Raw genomic sequence first — 20142 nt, 5'->3', positions numbered from 1 at the left:
GCCTATGATTCTATCGAATATCACCGTGCCATTACTAGGCTTGGTTGATACGGCGGTCATAGGTCACCTCGGGAGTGCCCATTATTTAGCAGGTATAGCCCTAGGTGCAACGGTTATTTCCATGTTGTTTTGGCTGGCGGGCTTTTTGCGCATGAGTACCACCGGGCTTATTGCTACGGCTTATGGCGAACAGAACAAGCGCCAGCTTGTGGCCTCGCTACAGAAAAGTATCATGTTAGCGCTGCTGGTGGCGCTACTACTCATTGTTTGCCAGCATCCTTTAGCCTGGTTAATGGCACAACTCTCCGATGCCTCGGCGCAAACAATTGAGCAAGCCAATCATTACTTTTATATTCGTATTTACAGTGCCCCCGCAGCACTGAGTAACTTGGTGTTGTTGGGTTGGATGCTCGGTGTACAGTATGGTCGTGGCCCTTTCCTACTGGTGTTATTAACCAATGTGGTCAATATAGCACTCGATCTTTACTTCGTATTGGGCCTAGAAATGGGAGTCAAAGGTGCGGCCTTAGCATCCGTGATGGCTGATTACTGTGCTCTCGGGTTTGCACTGTGGTTAGTGAGCCGTTTATTTAAACGCCATCAATTGCAATGGCACTGGTATTTATCCCCTAAGCTACTGCAGTTAGGCGCCTTGCTGCGTCTCAATGGCGATATTTTCTTTCGTTCGTTGATGCTGCAGCTGTGCTTTAGCTTTATGACTTTTTACGGGGCGCGCCTTGGTGATGTGGTGTTGGCGGCGAACGCGGTGTTAATGAATTTCTTATTGCTAATCAGTTTTGCTATGGATGGTATTGCTTATGCAGCGGAGGCCAAAGTGGGGCAGGCTAAAGGAGCCAAGGATGAGCAACGTGTGCGTATGTGGGTACGTATCAGTATGCAATGGGGCTTAGTTTTTGCGTTGCTATATGCACTTATCTTCCTACTCGGTGGTGCGCAAATTATTCGTCTGCTGACCGATGTGCCCGCAGTTAACGCTATGGCGATTACTTATTTACCTTGGCTTATCGCCATGCCACTTATCGCTATGGGCTGTTTTCTATTCGATGGTGTTTTTGTGGGGCTAATGCGGGCCAAGGATATGCGCAATACCATGATCTTCTCAGCAGCTGTGGGCTTCTTTGGTGTTTTTGCCCTGACTCAAGGTTTAGGTAATCACGCGCTGTGGGCGGCGATGACGGCCTTTATGGGCTTGCGCGGGATTACTTTGGCGCTGCGTTATCATCGTCTGGCCAAGTCACATCAGTTGCTGATATAACCTGCGAAAAGCGATTAGCAAAAATTCCCAGGTAGCCCCAAAAGGCAAAAAATAGGGCAACGGCGAGTAGAATAAGGCCAGGGACTTGTAACAGTGGTACATAAAAGTAGCCTGCCGCAATCAGGCCCATGGCGATGGCAAATAAGCCTAAACCGATAAAAAATCGCCTGAGGCTTAGCTTGGGCTCGCTGCCCAAGCTATATACTAGGCGTTTAAACTTAGTAGTATGAGTGTTCGCCACGGCTATGCTCGGTGATATCACGCACGCCAGAGATTTCGCTAAATTTAGCGACCATTTCCTTCTCGATACCCTCTTTGAGGGTCACATCAATCATTGAACAACCATTACAGCCGCCACCGAATTGTAAAATGGCAATGCCATCAGCGGTTATTTCTACTAGCTGAACTTGACCGCCGTGATTCGCAAGCTGTGGGTTTACATCAGTTTGCAACATGTGCTCTACACGCTCCTCTAATGAGGCATCGTCAGACAACTTACGTGCTTTAGCATTAGGTGCTTTGAGAGTGAGTTGTGTGCCCATTTGGTCGGTAACAAAGTCGATTTCGGCATCTTCCAAAAAGGGTGCACTCTCACTGTCGACAACAGCATCGAAGCCATTGAAGTTCAGACGAATGTCACCTTCTTCAACGGCATCGGCAGGGCAGTAAGACACCCCGCACTCAGCTTGTGATGTGCCAGGATTGACAACAAATACACGGATGTTGGTGCCTTCGGCTTGCTCACTAAGCAATTTGGCAAAGTGGCTTTGAGCAGATTCTGAAATTGTGATCATAGTAACAACGCTATACTTGACTATTTTACTCGGTTACTGCGTATCATACTCTGCTCATCGCGTTGTCGCCAGTGTTGACCGTAAAAAGTTGGCTTAATTTTAATCGGGTGGTAGCGTGAGGACTATGGTCCTCTAACAGCAATAAATTCCATGCGTCGAATACTTTTTCTAGTGGTGCTTTTATTTGCATCTTCACTGAGTGCTAAGCCACTCGATTACTACTTTAACAATGATATTCAGTTCGACCCTAATGTCCCTACACCTCAGTCGGTGCTTGGGTATGAAGTCGGTGAATGGCATGTGCGCCACGATCAACTGGTTTACTATATGCGTGCTTTGGCCGATGCCAGCGAACGTGTCAATATTGAAACCATTGGTTACACCCATGAGCAGCGACCATTGCTGATGTTAACGTTTGCTGCACCACAACGCTTAGCCGATATCGAGCAAGTTCGCGCACAACACTTAGCGCGCTTAGAGGGTGAGCCAAGCACGAACGATGACCCAGCTGTGGTTTACATGGGTTATAGTGTTCATGGTAATGAATCTTCAGGCAGTAATGCGGCATTATTAGTAGCGTATTACTTGGCCGCAGCACAAGAACAGCGTGTTGAGAAGCTACTCAATGACACTGTGGTGCTGTTGGACCCGTCGCTGAACCCAGATGGCTTGGCACGTTTTGCAAACTGGGCAAACTCAAACCGAGCCATGACACCCAGTGCCGACCCTCGCACACGCGAACACGATGAAAACTGGCCGAGTAGTCGCACTAACCATTATTGGTTTGACTTAAATCGCGACTGGTTACTACTACAACACCCTGAGTCTCGGGCACGCATTGCTCAGTTCCATAAGTGGCAGCCCAATGTGCTGACCGACTTTCATGAGATGGGGCCAAACAGTACTTATTTCTTTCAGCCAGGTATACCATCACGGAAAAACCCGCTAACACCCAATGGTAATGTTGATCTAACCAAAGCCATCGCGAAACATCATGCTCGCATCCTTGATAGTGAAGAGCGCTTATATTTTACCGAAGAAGCATTTGATGATTTTTATGTTGGTAAAGGTTCCACTTACCCAGATGTGAATGGCAGCATCGGTATTCTCTTTGAGCAGGCGAGTAGCCGAGGCCATGTTCAAGACACTGTTAATGGTCAAATGGACTTTGCTTTCACCATAAAAAACCAGCTCCTCACTAGCTTCTCTACTTTTGACGCGGTGCTTGAAAACCGTCAGCAGCTACTTGATTATCAGCAGGACTTTTACCAACAAGTAGGTAAGCTCGCAGATAAGGACAAGTTGAAAGGTTATGTGGTGAGCGCACCTAAGGATGCTACCCGTTTAGATTATTTCTTAGAGTTACTCGCGCAGCATCAAATTAAGGCTTATGCACTCGAAGAACAAACCACTGTTGATAAGCGCACTTTTGCTGCGGCTAATAGCTACTTTGTGCCACTGACGCAACGCCAATACCGACTGATTAAGTCAATTTTCTCTGAGCAGCAAAGTTTTAATGACAATACCTTTTATGACGTATCTGCTTGGACACTTGCCCATGCCTTTAACCTTGAGTTTGCACCATTAAGCAGTACTTGGGGGCTGGAGCTTGCACAGCAGCCATGGCAACAGGGTGCGCAGCCATCAGCGCAAGAACTAACAAGACACTACGCGTATGCCTTTGAGTGGTTCGACTATGATGCACCTAAATTATTAAGCTACTTGCTGCGTGAGGGAGTCAACGCTCGTGTTGCCTTAGCACCACTGAGTGCAAAAAGTAGTAACGCGACAAAAGAGTTTGCGGCGGGATCTATTGTTATTCCAGCAGGCATACAACAACACGAACATTGGCTAGATATTTTAAATGAGGCGCAACAACGCTTTGCTATACCTATCGTTGCCTTGGATTCAGGATTAACCAGTACAGGCGTTGATTTAGGTTCGCGGCAGCTTGCTCCTGTGCACTTACCAAAAGTCTTGCTGGTGGGCGGTAAGCAAACCAGCCAGTACGAGGTGGGCGAGCTGTGGTATTACTTAGATCGCCATGTGGGTATCACGCCAAGCATTATTGAGTTGGACAACCTAAGTGGTGTGAATCTAGATAATTACACCCACATCGTGCTCGCCAATGGTCGCTACTCGGCAATGAGTAAAGCGCAAAAAGTGGCACTACAAAAATGGGTTAAACGCGGTGGTGTTATCTGGGGCCAAAAAGGTGGAGCTAAGTTCTTGGTTGACCAACAAATACTAAAAGCCAGTTATGTATCGCGTAAAGATATGGCCGCAGTATTCGCAACCGAAGGTCTCAAATATGGTGACCAAGATATGCTTGCCGGTAAGCAGCGTATCGCCGGGGCTATTTTTAATACGGAAGTCGATTTAACGCACCCGCTGAGCTACTCGTTAACTCGTAAGCAGCTGCCAGTATTCAAAAACAGCACCTTTTTGCTTGAGCAATCCAGTGCTCCATTTGTTAACGTAGCGAAATACACCGAGAAGCCATTATTAGCTGGGTTTACCCATGATAATAACGTAACGCAAATCGCTAATGCAGGAGCCATTGTTGCGCACTCATATGGGCAAGGTACGGTGGTCGCGATGACAGATAACCCGGTTTTCCGAGGTTTCTGGTATGGTACTAGCCGTATCTTTAGTAATGCCTTATTCTTCGGTGAGCATATTCACGCTCGCGGTGAATAATCCAAAGAGCCGGCTTTAGCCGGCTCTTTTTACTTTGCGGTTAGGCACACAACCCAAGCCGATACTTCTTTTGCCCCAGCCTCTTTTAACTTACGAGCAGCACTGTCTACGGTAGCGCCTGTGGTCATGACATCATCAACGATGGCAATGTGCATATCCTGAACACGCATTCTAACGGTAAAGGCGTTGGCTAAGTTTTTGCGTCGCGAACGCGCTCCCAGCTTAGCTTGTTGCTTTGTGCTCAATGGTCTGGCAAGAGCATTGGCGACAAATAAACCTTGTGGCACCGCCTGCTGCCAAAGCAGCACACATTGATTGAAGCCGCGCCAAACAAGCCGGGGATGAGCTAAAGGGATAGGCACGATACTATCAGGCCATTGCCAATTATCAGCACGGCTAAGAGTATATAAATGCTGCTGTAAAAGCTGAGACACGGCGACTTGGTAGTGCAGCTGATGGGCGTACTTGTATTGCTTTAGCCAAGTACTCACGGGTGGCTGATACCACTGCAAAGCCACTAAGTGATCAACATAGCGCAATGGAAACAGTCGTTGAATATCGGCACGAACTAATAAGTCGGGCTCATTGAAGGTGCTAAATGTCGCGCAACAGTGTTGACATAACTGTGCTCCCATCGGCAGAGACTGTGAACAAAGCTTGCAGTACTGCGGAAATAGCCAACTGCGCAGGTGTGATAGAGCATCCATTGCATAACCTTTAAATCCCGTTATTATTGCTACATTGCGCGCTTGGGCTCTTAGCCCAGGCGATCCGTTTTAATAGTGGGTGTGGTCGTTAGAAAATGCAAAAACAATTGGTGTTACTGCACGGTTGGGGAATGAATAACAAGGTATGGGAGCTTATTCGCCCAGAACTCAACTTTTTATTTGATGGCGACGTACGTGCGTTGGACTTGCCAGGATATGGTGAGAGTCAGCAGTTACACACTTATGATTTACCGACTATGAGTGCGGTGCTTGCAGATCAACTGCAGGACAACAGCGTTATCGTGGGGTGGTCTTTAGGTGGGTTGGTGGCGCTTTACCTTGCCTATTTTTACCCGCATAAGGTCAGCAAAGTTATTCTGGTGGCATCCACTCCATTTTTTGCCCAACAAGCCGACTGGCCGGGCATAAAAGCACAGGTTCTAGAAGATTTTAGCTCGCAACTGCTGAACAACAGCGAAAAAACCATCGAACGCTTTTTGGCTATTCAAGCAATGGGTAGTGATACGGCCCGTGCCGATACAAAGCAATTAAAAGCGTTACTTAAGCAAGCACCACCGCCTCAGGCTGAGGCATTGCGCCAAGGCCTGGATATTTTACAACACCGTGACTTACGCCACGAGTTTGCCCATATTAAGCAACCAGTGGGTGCTATTTTTGGTCGTTTGGATGCCTTGGTTCCCTACAAAGCTATTGCACAAATGCAGGCGTTGCGTAGCGATTTAGATATCGCCGTGCTTGATAAGGCCTCTCATGCGCCTTTCATATCTCATAAAGATGAATTTTTAGCTACTTTAAAATCAATGCTTTGACCTAAAACCAGCGAGACATAGCCGAAACACCTTTATTTCGTCTACTTTTTGCGCAATAATAACTATAAGTGTAATTGTAATGTAGGTGGGAAAGTTATGCCTGTAGGAGCTATTTTTAATGCTGGTGTAGAAGGCTTTAATCGCGCTCAACAAGATGTTGAGCAAGCGACCGCTAACATTAGTCGCGCTACTATTGAGCGCCAAGACCAACAGCAAACTCAACAGGGTCGTCAACTTCAAGGTGCCAATGCTGATGAAGCGGTAACGGCTCCGGTGTCACAGGCTCCGCGCGTGGATGAGGAGCTGGTGAATCTTAAAGTAGCTGAATTCAATGCTAAAGCTAACACTGAGTCAATTCGTACTGCCGATGAAGTGTTAGGAACAATTATCGATATTCGTGCATAGACATGAACATAGTCACGCCAACGCCAACTATTAATTTTAATACCGCAAACGTTTACACCGAGAGTGTAAGGCGTGACAACCAGCTGCGCGAAGTGATCCCCGAGCCTAAGCAGCCAGCACAGAGCGCAACCGATAATAAAGCTGCATCAGACGCAGACAAGGCACGTAACCCCGGTCAGAGTAAAGACGCGCAAAGCAGCGAAAAAGAAACAGTTGCCCAGCAGAAAACGATTAACGAGCGCGACAGTGAGGGGTCTGAGGAGCAATCTAGCGAGCAGCAGCAACAGCAGCGCGAGCAGGAACAGCAACAAATCCAAGAGCTTGCAGAACGTGACCGTGAAGTTCGAACCCACGAACAAGCCCATGCATCGGTAGGGGGTCAATATGCCGGCTCACCGAGCTACGACTATCAACGTGGTCCAGATGGCAAAAATTACGCGGTGGGTGGAGAAGTACAAATAGATGTGGGCGAAGTACCGGGCGATCCACAAGCAACCATCGAGAAGATGCAGCAAGTACGCTCAGCGGCGCTGGCGCCAGCAGAGCCCTCCGGTGCTGATCGAGCCATAGCGAATGAAGCAACGCAAAAGCTGGCCCGGGCTCAGGCTGAGTTGGCTGGGCAACAGCTCAACACCTCTGAAGAGGAGGAAACGCCAACACCGCCAGCATTCGCAACCAATGAGCCTACTCGTCGTTTTGAGCGTGACCAAGAGGTTGAATCAAGAGCCCTGCGTATTGCTGATTTTTATCAGCAAGTCAGTGCACCGCAAGAGCGCAAGCAGTCGGCTTTTATGACGCAGGTTTAGCGCTACTTTTCCCCTTACTCGTTACCCCTATACTCGACACATTTCCTATTTCGGCCTGAAATGCTTTATTTAAAAACAACGGCACCATCATAGCGACCGCTGATGCGTTAGCGAGGGCAAAAAAAACGCAGCGGTTGCTGCGTTTTCTATCTTAAAAAAGCTTACTTCTTAAGTTTGGCAAAGGCCTCAGCGAATGCATTGCCCATAGCGGCGTTATTCGCTTCTTTAGGCTTGCGCGGTGCTCCTTTACCTTTGTTTGTAGCGCCTTGAGGCTTTCTCGTTTGTTTGCGCTCTGCTTTCGCCGCACCAGCAGCCGGTAGCTCATCGTTTAAGCGCATGGTGAAGCTGATGCGCTTACGCGACACATCCACTTCCATGACTTTAACTTTAACAATATCACCGGCTTTGACCACTTCGCGTGGATCGCTAATAAACTTGTCGGTTAACGCAGAAATATGAACTAAACCATCTTGATGGACGCCAACATCAACAAAGGCGCCAAAGTTGGCGACATTGGAAACGACTCCCTCAAGCACCATGCCCGGCTTTAAATCGGCTATGGTATCAACACCGGCTTTAAAGGCCGCAGTCTTAAACTCAGGGCGTGGGTCGCGGCCCGGTTTGTGTAGTTCTGCAATAATATCGGTGACCGTAGGCAGGCCAAACTTATCATCGATATATTCTTGTGGATTGACGTCTTTCAATGCTTCTGCATTGGCTATCAGGGCATCAATGGGCTTACCCGTTTTTGCGCAAATGGCCTTTACGACTGGGTAGGCTTCTGGGTGCACAGCTGAAGCGTCCAGAGCATCTTTACCACCGACAATACGCAAGAATCCGGCACTTTGTTCAAAGGCTTTAGGACCTAGGCGCTCTACTTTTTTCAGCTCAGAGCGACTTGCAAAGGCACCATGCTGGTCACGGTATTGAACGATGTTCTGCGCCAAGGTTTTATTCAGTCCGGAAACTCTAGTTAATAGGGGCGCAGATGCGGTATTTACGTCAACACCCACGGCATTTACACAGTCTTCAACAACTGAAGTCAGGGTTTGCCCAAGCTGACTTTGTGATACATCGTGCTGGTATTGGCCAACACCGATGGATTTTGGTTCAATTTTTACCAGCTCTGCTAGAGGGTCTTGCAAGCGACGAGCAATAGAAACTGCGCCACGTAATGAGACATCTAAATCTGGAAACTCTTGAGCTGCAAACTCAGACGCAGAATACACTGAAGCGCCCGCTTCACTGACCATCACTTTATTCAGTTTGAGCTCCGGTTGTGCCTTGATCAGTTCGGCAATGAGTTTATCGCTCTCGCGGCTGGCAGTGCCATTACCAATAGCAATTAACTCGACTTTATGTTGACGACACAGTTGCTCAATCGTGCGTAGCGATTTATCCCATTGATTTTGTGGGGCATGTGGGAAGATGGTGGCGGTCGCTAATACTTTGCCGGTGCTATCGACAACGGCCATTTTACACCCGGTACGCAAGCCAGGATCAAGGCCTAAAGTGACTTTCGCACCTGCTGGCGCAGCCATTAATAAGTCTTTTAGGTTCTTGGCAAACACATCTATGGCACCGGTTTCTGCATGCTCACGCATCGCCGCTAAAAACTCATTCTCTAGATGCAGTGATAGCTTCACTTTCCATGTCCACTGCGCCACTTGGGCGAGCCAGGTACTGGCTGCTTTGCCTTCCAGCGGCAAATTGAAATGCTCGGCTATCATCGACACACATAAAGCATGGCCATCAGCACTCTCGGCGTCTGGGTTAATGCTCAGTGCCAGTACGCCCTCGTTGCGCGCACGAAGCATGGCTAAAGCGCGATGAGAGGGAACACTCGCCACACCTTCATTGTGTTCAAAGTAATCTTGGTATTTAGTTCCTGACTGCTCTTGGCCAGCAATAACCTTACTTTCAATATGACCATGTTGCTTAATATGTGCACGCAACTTGGCAAGCAGCTTGGCATCTTCGGCAAAGCGCTCCATCAGAATAGCGCGGGCACCATCTAATGCTGCCTTATTATCTGCGACTCCTTTATCGGCATCGACATATTCTGAAGCTTGGCTTTGTGGGTCAAGATCAGGGTTCTCGAATAAGGCATCGGCCAAGGGCGCCAGACCTGCTTCGATAGCAATTTGCCCTTTTGTGCGGCGCTTGGGTTTGTAGGGAAGGTAGAGGTCTTCAAGCTCTGTTTTAGTCGTTGCTGCGGCGATGTCAGCTTGCAGTTCGCTAGTGAGCTTATCTTGCTCTGCAATGGTTTTAGTAATGAATTGACGGCGCTCTTCGAGCTCACGCAGGTAACCTAATCGCTGCTCTAGGGTGCGTAATTGAGTATCGTCTAATCCACCAGTAACTTCTTTTCGGTAACGCGCGATAAACGGTACTGTTGCCCCTTCATCAAGCAACTTGGTTGCTGCGATCACCTGTTGCTCTTGCGCTTGCAACTCTTGCGCAAGCAAAGTTGTGAGATTGCCCATTGAAAACCTTTACACTTGTCGCCCTAATACGGGCACATTAATCATAATTGCATTGGATAATATCACAGCCAACAGTGAACAGAAGGGCAAATTTCGCCGTCCCTGGCGAGGTGTTTCACTTTGCAAAACTTTGTTAATGCGGATGCTCGACGCTGGCTACAATCTCTTGAAAAGATTGTGCGACAGGAGTGATATCTAATGCGATACCTAACTTTCTGGCAATAGCACGGGCGCAGAAAACTCCAGTTACTTGCTCTTTGTCAGTCACTAATAAATAGAAACTGCCACAGTGTTCCATAGTGCTGAGTACATTACCCAAAGTGGTATTACGTGCAGCAAGCATACTGATACAGGGCAGGGTATGCAGCGAACGCATCATGTCATGAACCAGCAGCTCACTGGGGTTGATGCCCATTTGCGCTGCTTGAGTCGTGACTCGCGCGCTCTGTAATTCGACGCTAGAAGTAACGCCTAGCACGTTGTTTTGTTCATCGACCACTAACAGTGCGTCGGTGGGAGTAGCGCTGGCAAGTTTTCGTGCAGCATTCAAAGGGGTGTTAGCCAAAATGCGAATAGGCGCTTGGGCTGTAAAATCTTGCAGTAATGTCATGGCATTACTGTTGGTGTTTAACGCCTCTGGTACAACTTGGGGAGCATTAAATTGGCTCGCACTTGTTACATAATGAGTACGTAAGGTTTTAAAATCAGTCATGATCTTCTCCAAATAATTGTTAATAAAAAACAGCTTATTTAAAGAAAATAGGAGGCGCTCGTTGTTGTGGGCGTAAGTTACATAGTGCACCTTTACCTAGCTCGGCGTGAGCCGCTCTAAGTGCTAAGGATTGGTATGTATTTGCTGAAATTGAAGTAGCGGTAAAGTCAAAATCTTTCTCGCTATCTTTATCTTGAGCTGGGCTTGATGTAGCTTCTAACTCGAGGGCGGCACTCGGCTGATCAGTAACGCTACAAAATTGCGTGTGAGCATTGGCAACTCCCCAGCTGTTAAGCACAAGTAGGCTGAGTACCAATAATATTATGTGTTTTACACTGAATTTGTGCATCACTATACACGCCTAAAAATACCGCTACATTTAACTATGTAATGTAGACTGTGAATTAAAACTGAACAAAAAGCAATGAAAACGAAATTAATTACACGCCGTGGATACCAGCAGTTGCAACGAGAGTTAGACCACTTATGGCGCACCGAGCGCCCAGAAGTAACGAAGAAAGTCGCTTGGGCGGCGAGCTTAGGTGATCGCTCGGAAAATGCCGATTATCAGTATAATAAAAAGCGTCTGAGGGAAATAGACAGGCGCGTGCGCTATTTGCGTAAGCGCTTAGAAGACCTTCAAGTTGTTGATTACAGCCCTCAGCAAGAAGGAAAAGTATTTTTTGGCGCCTATGTCGAAGTGGAAGATGAACAAGGCGAAGTGTTACGCTTTCAAATTGTCGGTCCAGATGAAATTTATGATAGCAAAACTGTCATCTCAATCGATGCACCAATGGCGCGAGCGTTGTTAAAAAAGCAGGTTGACGATGAGGCCTGGGTATCTACCCCGACAGGGCGCAAACTTTGGTACATCAATGACATTCACTATCGCAGTGACAATAGTTAGGCCGACAACAAATGTAACAATCTAATTGGTGTTGTACATTTCCCCTGCCCGCTATTTCGAATATAGTTAATGGAGGAAAAACAACGAAAAGAAAAATAATGGGACAGGAAACAACAAAAATCCTCGTTGTCGATGATGACATGCGCTTACGCAGCCTTTTGGAGCGCTATCTAGTTGAGCAAGGATTTATCGTACGCAGCGCCGCCAATGCCGAACAAATGGATAAGCTTTTAGAACGAGAAAACTTTCATTTGATGGTTTTAGATTTAATGTTGCCCGGCGAAGATGGCCTTTCAATTTGTCGTCGTTTGCGACAAAAAGAAAATGAAATTCCTATCGTGATGTTGACCGCTAAGGGTGACGAGGTTGACCGCATTATTGGCCTCGAGTTAGGTGCTGACGATTACATTCCTAAACCGTTTAACCCACGCGAACTATTGGCTCGAGTGAAGGCTATTTTGCGTCGTCGCGCTAAAGAAGTGCCGGGTGCGCCTTCATCAGAAGAAAACTTAGTTAAGTTTGGTGACTTTGCGTTAAATCTGGCGACGCGAGAAATGACTCAAGGGGATGAGGTTATTTCACTGACCAGTGGTGAGTTCGCGGTACTGAAAGCCCTCGTTTCACACCCACGTGAACCACTGAGCCGCGATAAGCTTATGAACTTGGCTAGGGGCCGTGATTACAGCGCTTTGGAGCGCAGTATTGATGTGCAAGTATCACGTTTAAGACGGATGATCGAAGCCGATGCCGCGAACCCTCGTTATATTCAGACAGTATGGGGACTGGGCTATGTATTTGTGCCCGACGGCAACAAGTAAATGAGCTTATTTCCCAAAAGCGCATTTGGGCAAACGGTATTTTTAGTTGGTGCTTTGCTACTTATAAACCAAGTGGTGTCCTATGTTGCGGTGAGCTTCTACGTGGTCAAGCCGACCATCGAGCAAGTGAATATCATGCTCGCAAAGCAGGTGAAAACGGTATTCATTGGTGTCGATGATGGCGTCGAAGTTAGTGATGAAGTGTCGAAACGCTTCTTAGAAGAAACAGGAATCGAGTTACTCACCCAGCGCGAGGCTTACATTAACGGGCTAGGGCAAGCTCGTGAATATTCAATGCTCTCCAACATTATGTCGGAACAGCTTAATGGCTCGGCCCGTGTGCGTATTAGTCAAACTAATCCATTGGTGTATTGGATAGAACCGCCGCAGGCTCCAGGATACTGGGTGCGGGTGCCATTATCTGGCTTCACCGAAGCCAATATTGAGTTTTTAACCTTTTACCTAACCAGTATTGGCTTTCTCAGTGTGCTGGGAGGGTGGTTATTTGCGCGGCACCTAAACCGCCCACTCAAAGCACTCCAAGAAGCGGCGATGAAGGTGAGCAAAGGCGACTTTAGCACCGTTGTTGATGAGCAAGGTTCGACTGAAATGGTTGAGGTAACGCGAGCCTTCAATCAGATGTCGCGTAGCATTGCTGCGCTAGAGCAAGATCGGCGCTTGTTAATGGCTGGGGTATCACATGACTTGCGAACGCCGTTAACCCGTATTCGCCTAGCCACTGAAATGATGTCTGATGATGAGGACTATCTGCGTGAAGGTATTATTCACGATATAGAAGATATGAACGCAATCATTGATCAGTTCATTGAATATCTACGCCACCATGACAAAGGGGATAACCAACCTGAAGATCTCAACGCTTTGGTTGAAGAGGTGGTCCATGCTGAGCAACAGCATGGCCGAGATATCACACTCACTTTGAACCCCAGCCTTCCCAATGTGCCGATAAGTTGTGTGGCAATCAAGCGTGTACTCACCAATATGATAGAGAATGCCTTGCGTTATTCTGATGACAGCATAGAGGTGAATACTCACTTTTGTGCGCGCAAGAAATACGTCTGTGTCAGTGTGTTAGACAAAGGGCCTGGCATCCCTGAGTCTGAGCTGGAGAAGGTGTTCGCGCCTTTTACCCAAGGTGATCAGGCGCGTGGCAGTGAAGGCAGCGGTTTAGGGCTGGCGATTATTAAGCGCATCGTTACTATGCACAATGGCAAGGTTGAGCTCAAGAACCGTGAACAGGGCGGCTTGTGTGCAACTATATACTTACCAATAAAAACGCCAGCGTAATGCTGGCGTGGGATTGAATTCTCAGCGCAATGGCTAAGTATAAACAGCAGCCCGCCCTTAGCTTTGCGGGCCGGCTTGTTTAATCGCATCAGAAACATCGTATTTAGCGAAGTTCTGATTAAAGTCGTCTGCGAGTTTCTTCGCGTATTCGTTGTATTTGTCTTTATCAGCCCAGGTGTTGATAGGGTTCAGTACCTCAGTGTCGACACCAGGTACAGCCACCGGCACGTCTAGGTTTAATACATCGATATGTTGGGTCTCTACATCGGCTAAGTTGCCTGACACAATCGCATCAACTACAGCACGCGTGGTTGGGATATCAAAACGCTTACCAATACCGTAAGGACCGCCTGTCCAACCAGTGTTAACCAAGTATACTTTAGCGCCGAACTCACGCACGCGCTTCATTAATAGTTCCGCATAAACACCCGCTGGGCGAGGGAAGAATGGCGCGCCGAAACAGGTTGAGAAAGTAGATTCAATATCAGACGTTGAGCCAATTTCTGTTGAGCCCACTTTAGCGGTGTAGCCGCTTAAAAAGTGGTATGCTGCAGCTTCTTCACTTAATACTGATACTGGTGGTAATACACCGCTCACATCACAGGTTAGAAACACTACGGCTTTTGGTTCGCCGGCGCGATTTTCTTCTTTGCGCTTGGCAATGTGCTCTAGTGGATATGCGGCACGGGTATTTTGCGTCAAGCTAGCATCGCTGTAATCAGGCGTACGGGTGTCGTCTAGTACCACGTTCTCTAAAATAGTACCAAAGCGAATAGCATCCCAAATAACCGGTTCGTTCTTTTGCGATAAGTCGATACATTTGGCGTAACAACCGCCTTCAATATTGAAGACGCTACCAGGGGCCCAACCGTGCTCATCATCGCCAATCAAGAAACGACTAGGGTCGGCAGACAGGGTGGTTTTCCCCGTGCCTGAAAGACCAAAGAACAAGGCGGTATCGCCATTCTCACCCACGTTTGCAGAGCAGTGCATAGGTAGAACACCTTTCCCTGGCAGTAAGAAGTTTTGCACTGAGAACATCGACTTCTTCATTTCACCAGCATAGTGCATACCAGCAAGTAACACTTTTCGCTCGGCAAAGTTGATGATCACAGTGCCATCACTATTAGTGCCATCGCGCTCTGGGTCGCATACGAATGAAGGTACATTCAAAATCTGCCATTGCGGTAAATTCGCGGCATTGAACTGCTTTGGCTCAATGAACATATTTTTCGCGAACACGTGGTGCCATGCAGTTTCTGTAGTAACAACAATAGGTAAATAATGCTCTGGATCGGCGCCTACTTCTAAGTGAGAGACAAAGTGATCGTTTTCAGCAACGTGGTTTTCCACACGTTCCCACAACGCATTAAATTTATCGGCATCGAATGGGCGGTTAACATTGCCCCACTGAATATCATTTTCAGTGCTTGCTTCTTTTACGATAAAGCGATCTTGAGGAGAGCGACCAGTGCGACGGCCTGTTTTAGCAACAAATGCACCGTTAGCGGCTAGAGTACCTTCGCCGCGACGAACTGCCTGCTCGATCAGTTCTGCGGTTGTAAGATCAACAAAACGAGTAGCGCTTGAAGTCATTTTTTTACCTAAAATTGTGAGAGGTTGAACGGGTTAATCTAAAGCTGTGTGAGAGTGCTTTATAGATTTTATAGTAACAGAAGGTTTGCTTGTATACGAGCGGTCAAAGCCCTAAAAATGGCGGTTTTATATGAAAAAACATGAATAATTTCAGTGATACCGGTGTCATAAAAAAGCAAAATTTCATGATACCGGTGTCATTATTTTAAACAAAAAAGCTCGAGTTTTTCGTACTCGAGCTTTTTAAATGAATGAATGCTTAATTAATTGAAGATTGCTTTAATTTGCTCTTCGTTAAAGCGGTATTCACTGAGGCAATAATGGCAGTTAATAACAATTTCGCCATTCGCCTGTACGTCGGCAAGTAATTCATCTTTGCCGACATTAACGAGTGCATCAATGGTTTTCTCGCGACTACAGGTACATTTAAACTGCACTGGCTGTGGCTCGAACAGTTTAGGGTTGTCTTCATGGTACAAGCGAGTCAATACGGTGTGTGCATCTAAATTTAATAACTCGTCTTCGGTTACTGTATCGCTGAGCGTCTCTAAATGACTAAAATCAGCAGTCGCTTTGTCTTGGTTGACGGGAAGCACTTGCAGGAAAAGGCCCGCTGCACGTTCTTGACCAGGGCTTATATTCGTGGCGAACCACATCCGTGTTTTTAGTTGCTCAGATTGAGCAAAATATTGTTCTACGCACTTAGCTAAGCTGTCATGCTCTAGCGGCACAATCCCTTGATAGCGTTCGCCTTTGACTGGGGTGATAGTAATAATCATATGACCTTTACCCATCAACGCCAGTAACCCATCTCCTTTTACTTCACCTTGCATGCGAGCGACACCGCGTAGGTTTTGCTCATGATCGCCGTTGATGGCTGCAAACTTTACTGGTCCATCACCTTGGATTTGCACATTAATATGGCCTTGAAACTTGAGTGTCGCAGTCAACAACGAAGTGGTTACGAATAGCTCGCCCAAGAGCTTTTTTACGGCGTCAGGGTAGTCGCGGTCTTTGATCACTTGCGCGAAAGCATCGCTTACTTGAACGAGCTCACCACGAACATCGTGTTGCTCAAAAATATAACGGTGTAATAAATCGTTTTGCATGAGTTTCTCTATTTGGCTTTCATCTTAATCAGTTCACGGCGCTGCTTTTTGTCCGGTTTCTGATTAGGGTGTGGCGCAAAGAAGGCATTGTTTTTACGCGCAATGGCATTTTCTTCGCGTTTTAACTTACTTTGCTCGGTTTCTTCGTAGCAGGTCAGAGCAATGGGGGCACCCACACGCTTTTCAAGTAGTTTAAGCACTTTAATATGTTTTTCATCGAAGCCTTGAGCAAGGCGGATGCTCGCTCCCACTTCGACCTGACGACTAGGCTTGCAACGTTGACCGTTATAGTGGACCTTGCCCCCTTGCACCATTTCTCGTGCTATGGCGCGAGTTTTGTAGAGGCGCACGGCCCATAACCATTTGTCTAAGCGCACAGATTCGCTGTGTTCGTTCGCTGCTGACTTGCTCACTTTACCTCGGTACTATTTTCTCTAAGTTAAGGGCGAAATTTAGCACAACACAACGACCAAAAAAAGCACAGAACGCTGTCATATTGCTGTCTTGCGCGGAGGTTATACTAGGCTACATGTTTTTACATTAATGCTACATGGTGTGCTTGTTGTCACTCAGTGATAGATGTACTATGTGACGTTAACGACTACAATAATAATAGTATAGAGTTTTGGATTCAGCCCAACTACAACAATGGCTTAAGCAGCTCCCACAGAAAAAAATCGTGGCCACTATCGTGCTGGTTGCGGTGTTGTATTGTGGTTATCTAGCCGCTGGGTTGCTTTGGCTGGTATGGCCACAACCGCAAGCAAGCACGGTGATGCCACCTGTGAGCCAAGCAAACAAAGGTGCAGAGCGAGCAAATATTGCCGCCATCCGTTCAGTTAATTTGTTCGGTGATGCCGCCGCTGTCGAGCAAGCTGAACCTAAACAGGAAGTTATCAGCGACGCCCCTGAAACACGTCTAAGCATAAACCTAACCGGCGTGGTAGCAGCTACCAACGACAAAACCGCCGGGCTCGCCATTATTGAATCCCAAGGGCGCCAAGAGACCTACGGTATTGATGATGTTATCAAAGGAACACGCGCTAAACTGGCAAAAGTACTTCCTGACCGAGCTATTTTGGATGTCGGTGGGCGCTTTGAAACACTGATGCTTGACGGCTTGAGCTTCACTAAAACCGTATCTATGCCTGTGCCAGCAAGTCGGTCACAAGCTGATAATGCTCCCAAAGCGAGTGCCGGTAAGGCGAAAACCATCAATGCCACAGCCAGTGCCGAGGCCAAGCAAGCTCTACAGCAAACACGCAAACAAATTCTTGCCGACCCAGGAAAGTTATCGGAGTATCTACGTATCACTCCGGCACGTAACCAAGGTCGTCTACAAGGGTATAAATTAAGCCCTGGAAAAGACCCGGCTCTATTTAAACAAATGGGCCTTGAAAATAATGACATCGCCATTGCTATAAATGGTTATCAGCTAACCGATATGAAACAAGCCATGGCAGCATTGCAAGAGCTGCGCAATAGCACCGACGCATCTATTACCGTGAACCGCAACGGGCAACTGTTCGATGTGCAATTTAGCCTGCAATAATCACACGTTTGGAGTAAGAACAATGGGCGCGAAATTTCGCACAAAAATAATAAAAGGGCTTGCCAAGTATGGCGCGCTACTTTTCGCCGCTGGGGTAAGTTTAAATCTATACGCAGTCGAATATGCGGCAAACTTTAAGGGCACAGATATCAACGAGTTTATCAATATCGTTGGTAAAAACCTTAACAAGACGGTGATCATTGACCCCAATGTACGTGGCAAAATTAATGTGCGTAGCTACGAGCTCATGGATGAACAGCTGTACTATCAATTCTTCCTCAACGTTCTCGAAGTACACGGCTATGCTGCTGTCGAAATGCCAAGTGGTATCATTAAAGTAGAGAAAAGCTCAGACGCGAAAAAGTCTAATGTGCCAGTCATCGGTGAAGATGACGGCATGGGCGGTGATATGCTGGTAACTCGGGTTGTGCGAGTGAAAAATGTAACCGTCCAAGAGTTGGGTCCACTGATCCGTCAGTTTAGTGACCAAAAAGATGGTGGCCATGTTACCAACTTTAACCCCTCTAACGTCATGATGCTGACCGGTCATGCCGAGTCGGTAAACCGCCTAGTGGAAATTATTCGCTTGGTTGACCAAGCCGGTGATAAACGTGTTGATATTGTGCGTCTGAAACACGCCACGGCCTCTGATGTGGTGTCTGTTGTCGATAATATTTTTAAAGACAATGGCAAAGGCAGCGTCCCCGACTTTTTGATCCCTCGGGTCGTTGCAGATGAGCGTACCAACAGTGTGATTGTCAGTGGTGAAGGGCAGGCCCGCACGCGCGCCATTGAATTAGTCAAGCGCTTAGATAACGAGCTAGAGACAACCGGGAATACCAAAGTATTTTACCTTAATTACGCTAAATCAGATGAGCTGGTTAAGGTATTACAGGGGGTTAGTAAGTCTTTAAAAGAAGAGCAGCAAGGCAATGGTAATGCTGCGCGCACCACACGTCGCGGCAGTGATGACATCAGCATTGAAGCGCACGAAGCGTCGAACTCATTGGTGATTACCGCCCAACCCGACATGATGCGTTCACTTGAAAAAGTGATTGAACGATTAGATATTCGCCGTGCGCAAGTCTTGGTAGAAGCCATTATTGTTGAGGTTTCTGAAGGCGATGGCGTTAACTTTGGTTTGCAATGGATCACCGAACAAGGTGGCATGTTGCAGTTTAACAACGGCACCACCGTGCCCGTTGGCTCACTGGCGGTGGCAGCAGAGCAAGCCCGTGATAAAACCGTAAAACGCACTGTGGTAGGTGATGAAACTGGTAATGCCAGTGAGTTTGAAGAAACGATAGAAGGTGATTTAGGTCCTCTTGGTACCCTTTTAGGTGGAATCAATGGCTTAGCCATGGGTATCGTTAAGAATGACTGGGGCGCGATAGTCCAAGCCGTTTCTAATGACACGAATTCGAATATCTTGGCGACTCCTTCGATTACTACGATGGATAATGAAGAAGCGTCGATGATTGTCGGCCAAGAAGTACCCATTATTACCGGCTCGTCGACCGGCAGTAACAATGAAAACCCATTCCAGACTGTTGATCGTCAGGAAGTGGGTGTGAAGCTTAAAGTAACACCGCAAATAAACGATGGCTCGGCAGTGCAGCTAACCATTGAACAAGAAGTATCGAATGTCGCGGGTTCAACGGCGGTGGATATTTCCATTAACAAACGTGCCATTACCACCACAGTGCTAGCCGACGATGGTGGTATGGTTGTGCTCGGCGGTCTTATCGATGAAGATGTCCAAGAAAGTGTCTCTAAAGTACCGTTACTTGGTGATATTCCTGTGCTCGGCCACTTATTTAAATCCACCAGTACGTCAAAGCGTAAACGCAATCTTATCGTCTTTATTCGCCCCACAATTTTACGCGATATTGAGAGCATGAACCGTTTGAGCCACAGTAAATATAAATTTATCCGTGGTGAGCAGCTCAAACAAAGCGATGACGGTATCGACTTGATGCCAACCGAGCAAGTGCCATTACTCCCTGAGTGGAATGACGCGCTCGTATTGCCGCCTACCTATGAAGAGTATTTGAAAGAGCAAAATAAGGCTGAGCGAGACAATGACTGAGCAAATCGCCGCCCAAAGCAGCGCCGAGGTGCCCGTCACTGACGAAG

The 20142-nt window shown here is 47.3% G+C and carries 19 protein-coding genes; 10 read left to right on the top strand and 9 right to left on the bottom strand.

Annotated elements, in window-relative coordinates; all coding sequences use genetic code 11:
- Positions 1-4 precede the first annotated feature (4 nt).
- Positions 5-1276 carry an MATE family efflux transporter DinF gene (gene dinF, locus FIU82_RS13885; RefSeq protein ID WP_249364393.1) on the top strand — a complete coding sequence of 424 codons (1272 nt, stop codon included), beginning with the start codon at positions 5-7 and terminating at the stop codon, positions 1274-1276.
- Here the strand turns inward: dinF and FIU82_RS18765 are convergent.
- Positions 1221-1517, bottom strand: a complete 297-nt coding sequence (locus FIU82_RS18765; protein ID WP_045979089.1) for a hypothetical protein — start codon at positions 1515-1517, stop codon at positions 1221-1223. The genes dinF and FIU82_RS18765 overlap by 56 nt on opposite strands.
- Positions 1495-2070: a Fe-S biogenesis protein NfuA gene (gene nfuA / locus FIU82_RS13875; RefSeq protein ID WP_022943718.1), complete on the bottom strand. Its 576-nt coding sequence runs from the start codon at positions 2068-2070 to the stop codon at positions 1495-1497. Before nfuA ends, FIU82_RS18765 begins: the two co-directional genes overlap by 23 nt.
- Before the next feature lie 150 nt (positions 2071-2220).
- On the opposite strand from nfuA, the gene FIU82_RS13870 reads away from it, so the two are divergent.
- Entirely contained in the window at positions 2221-4770 is a 2550-nt protein-coding gene (locus FIU82_RS13870; RefSeq protein WP_152441312.1) for a M14 metallopeptidase family protein, read from the top strand.
- Between the two features lie 29 nt (positions 4771-4799).
- Here FIU82_RS13870 and FIU82_RS13865 read toward each other — a convergent pair whose 3' ends face one another.
- The gene (locus tag FIU82_RS13865; RefSeq protein ID WP_152441311.1) at positions 4800-5477 is read right to left on the bottom strand and encodes a ComF family protein; all 678 of its coding nucleotides are present in this window, start codon (positions 5475-5477) and stop codon (positions 4800-4802) included.
- A 95-nt stretch (positions 5478-5572) separates the two neighbouring features.
- Between FIU82_RS13865 and bioH the strand changes: the two genes are divergently transcribed.
- From bioH to FIU82_RS13850, 3 genes are all read left to right on the top strand, one after another.
- On the top strand, positions 5573-6307 hold the full coding sequence (bioH, locus tag FIU82_RS13860) for a pimeloyl-ACP methyl ester esterase BioH (protein WP_152441310.1): 735 nt from the start codon (positions 5573-5575) through the stop codon (positions 6305-6307).
- Positions 6308-6403: 96 nt separating this feature from the next.
- On the top strand, positions 6404-6712 hold the full coding sequence (locus FIU82_RS13855; protein ID WP_152441309.1) for a hypothetical protein: 309 nt from the start codon (positions 6404-6406) through the stop codon (positions 6710-6712).
- A 2-nt stretch (positions 6713-6714) separates the two neighbouring features.
- Positions 6715-7518 (top strand): putative metalloprotease CJM1_0395 family protein, encoded by an 804-nt coding sequence (locus tag FIU82_RS13850; RefSeq protein WP_152441308.1) that lies wholly within the window; start codon positions 6715-6717, stop codon positions 7516-7518.
- 161 nt (positions 7519-7679) lie between these two features.
- Here the strand turns inward: FIU82_RS13850 and FIU82_RS13845 are convergent, their stop codons facing one another.
- From FIU82_RS13845 to FIU82_RS13835, 3 genes are all read right to left on the bottom strand, one after another.
- A complete protein-coding gene (locus tag FIU82_RS13845) occupies positions 7680-10004 on the bottom strand; it encodes a Tex family protein (protein ID WP_152441307.1) in 2325 nt (774 codons plus the stop codon).
- 133 nt (positions 10005-10137) lie between these two features.
- The gene (locus tag FIU82_RS13840; protein WP_152441306.1) at positions 10138-10716 is read right to left on the bottom strand and encodes a hypothetical protein; all 579 of its coding nucleotides are present in this window, start codon (positions 10714-10716) and stop codon (positions 10138-10140) included.
- 34 nt (positions 10717-10750) lie between these two features.
- Positions 10751-11065: a hypothetical protein gene (locus FIU82_RS13835; protein WP_152441305.1), complete on the bottom strand. Its 315-nt coding sequence runs from the start codon at positions 11063-11065 to the stop codon at positions 10751-10753.
- Positions 11066-11140: 75 nt separating this feature from the next.
- Here FIU82_RS13835 and greB point away from each other — a divergent pair, with 75 nt between their 5' ends.
- The 3 genes from greB to envZ all read left to right on the top strand — a co-directional run bounded on the left by greB (position 11141) and on the right by envZ (position 13749).
- Positions 11141-11623 carry a transcription elongation factor GreB gene (gene greB, locus FIU82_RS13830; RefSeq protein ID WP_152441304.1) on the top strand — a complete coding sequence of 161 codons (483 nt, stop codon included), beginning with the start codon at positions 11141-11143 and terminating at the stop codon, positions 11621-11623.
- A 98-nt stretch (positions 11624-11721) separates the two neighbouring features.
- Positions 11722-12441, top strand: coding sequence for a two-component system response regulator OmpR (ompR, locus tag FIU82_RS13825; protein ID WP_022943728.1), 720 nt, complete (start codon positions 11722-11724; stop codon positions 12439-12441).
- Positions 12442-13749 carry a two-component system sensor histidine kinase EnvZ gene (envZ, locus tag FIU82_RS13820; protein WP_022943729.1) on the top strand — a complete coding sequence of 436 codons (1308 nt, stop codon included), beginning with the start codon at positions 12442-12444 and terminating at the stop codon, positions 13747-13749.
- Positions 13750-13806: 57 nt separating this feature from the next.
- Here the strand turns inward: envZ and FIU82_RS13815 are convergent, their stop codons facing one another.
- The 3 genes from FIU82_RS13815 to hslR all read right to left on the bottom strand — a co-directional run bounded on the left by FIU82_RS13815 (position 13807) and on the right by hslR (position 16867).
- Positions 13807-15345 (bottom strand): phosphoenolpyruvate carboxykinase, encoded by a 1539-nt coding sequence (locus FIU82_RS13815; RefSeq protein ID WP_022943730.1) that lies wholly within the window; start codon positions 15343-15345, stop codon positions 13807-13809.
- Positions 15346-15608: 263 nt separating this feature from the next.
- On the bottom strand, positions 15609-16454 hold the full coding sequence (hslO, locus tag FIU82_RS13810) for an Hsp33 family molecular chaperone HslO (protein WP_138508111.1): 846 nt from the start codon (positions 16452-16454) through the stop codon (positions 15609-15611).
- Between the two features lie 8 nt (positions 16455-16462).
- Entirely contained in the window at positions 16463-16867 is a 405-nt protein-coding gene (hslR, locus tag FIU82_RS13805; RefSeq protein WP_022943732.1) for a ribosome-associated heat shock protein Hsp15, read from the bottom strand.
- Positions 16868-17079: 212 nt separating this feature from the next.
- Between hslR and gspC the strand changes: the two genes are divergently transcribed.
- Positions 17080-18006, top strand: a complete 927-nt coding sequence (gene gspC, locus FIU82_RS13800; protein WP_138508110.1) for a type II secretion system protein GspC — start codon at positions 17080-17082, stop codon at positions 18004-18006.
- Positions 18007-18028: 22 nt separating this feature from the next.
- A complete protein-coding gene (gene gspD, locus FIU82_RS13795) occupies positions 18029-20095 on the top strand; it encodes a type II secretion system secretin GspD (protein ID WP_130147076.1) in 2067 nt (688 codons plus the stop codon).
- Positions 20096-20142: the final 47 nt, after the last annotated feature.

This window comes from Pseudoalteromonas sp. THAF3, assembly GCF_009363775.1.
GTDB classification, from domain to species: domain Bacteria; phylum Pseudomonadota; class Gammaproteobacteria; order Enterobacterales; family Alteromonadaceae; genus Pseudoalteromonas; species Pseudoalteromonas ruthenica.
The sequence above is the reverse complement of the archived record's forward strand: the minus strand, read 5'-3'. Positions and strand labels throughout refer to the sequence as shown.

Coding starts and splice junctions, on each gene's coding strand:
- dinF (WP_249364393.1), top strand. CDS start 5: ATGATTCTATCGAATATCACCGTGCCATTACTAGGCTTGGTTGATACG.
- nfuA (WP_022943718.1), bottom strand. CDS start 2,070: ATGATCACAATTTCAGAATCTGCTCAAAGCCACTTTGCCAAATTGCTT.
- FIU82_RS13870 (WP_152441312.1), top strand. CDS start 2,221: ATGCGTCGAATACTTTTTCTAGTGGTGCTTTTATTTGCATCTTCACTG.
- FIU82_RS13865 (WP_152441311.1), bottom strand. CDS start 5,477: ATGGATGCTCTATCACACCTGCGCAGTTGGCTATTTCCGCAGTACTGC.
- bioH (WP_152441310.1), top strand. CDS start 5,573: ATGCAAAAACAATTGGTGTTACTGCACGGTTGGGGAATGAATAACAAG.
- FIU82_RS13855 (WP_152441309.1), top strand. CDS start 6,404: ATGCCTGTAGGAGCTATTTTTAATGCTGGTGTAGAAGGCTTTAATCGC.
- FIU82_RS13850 (WP_152441308.1), top strand. CDS start 6,715: ATGAACATAGTCACGCCAACGCCAACTATTAATTTTAATACCGCAAAC.
- FIU82_RS13845 (WP_152441307.1), bottom strand. CDS start 10,004: ATGGGCAATCTCACAACTTTGCTTGCGCAAGAGTTGCAAGCGCAAGAG.
- FIU82_RS13840 (WP_152441306.1), bottom strand. CDS start 10,716: ATGACTGATTTTAAAACCTTACGTACTCATTATGTAACAAGTGCGAGC.
- FIU82_RS13835 (WP_152441305.1), bottom strand. CDS start 11,065: ATGCACAAATTCAGTGTAAAACACATAATATTATTGGTACTCAGCCTA.
- greB (WP_152441304.1), top strand. CDS start 11,141: ATGAAAACGAAATTAATTACACGCCGTGGATACCAGCAGTTGCAACGA.
- ompR (WP_022943728.1), top strand. CDS start 11,722: ATGGGACAGGAAACAACAAAAATCCTCGTTGTCGATGATGACATGCGC.
- envZ (WP_022943729.1), top strand. CDS start 12,442: ATGAGCTTATTTCCCAAAAGCGCATTTGGGCAAACGGTATTTTTAGTT.
- FIU82_RS13815 (WP_022943730.1), bottom strand. CDS start 15,345: ATGACTTCAAGCGCTACTCGTTTTGTTGATCTTACAACCGCAGAACTG.
- hslO (WP_138508111.1), bottom strand. CDS start 16,454: ATGCAAAACGATTTATTACACCGTTATATTTTTGAGCAACACGATGTT.
- gspD (WP_130147076.1), top strand. CDS start 18,029: ATGGGCGCGAAATTTCGCACAAAAATAATAAAAGGGCTTGCCAAGTAT.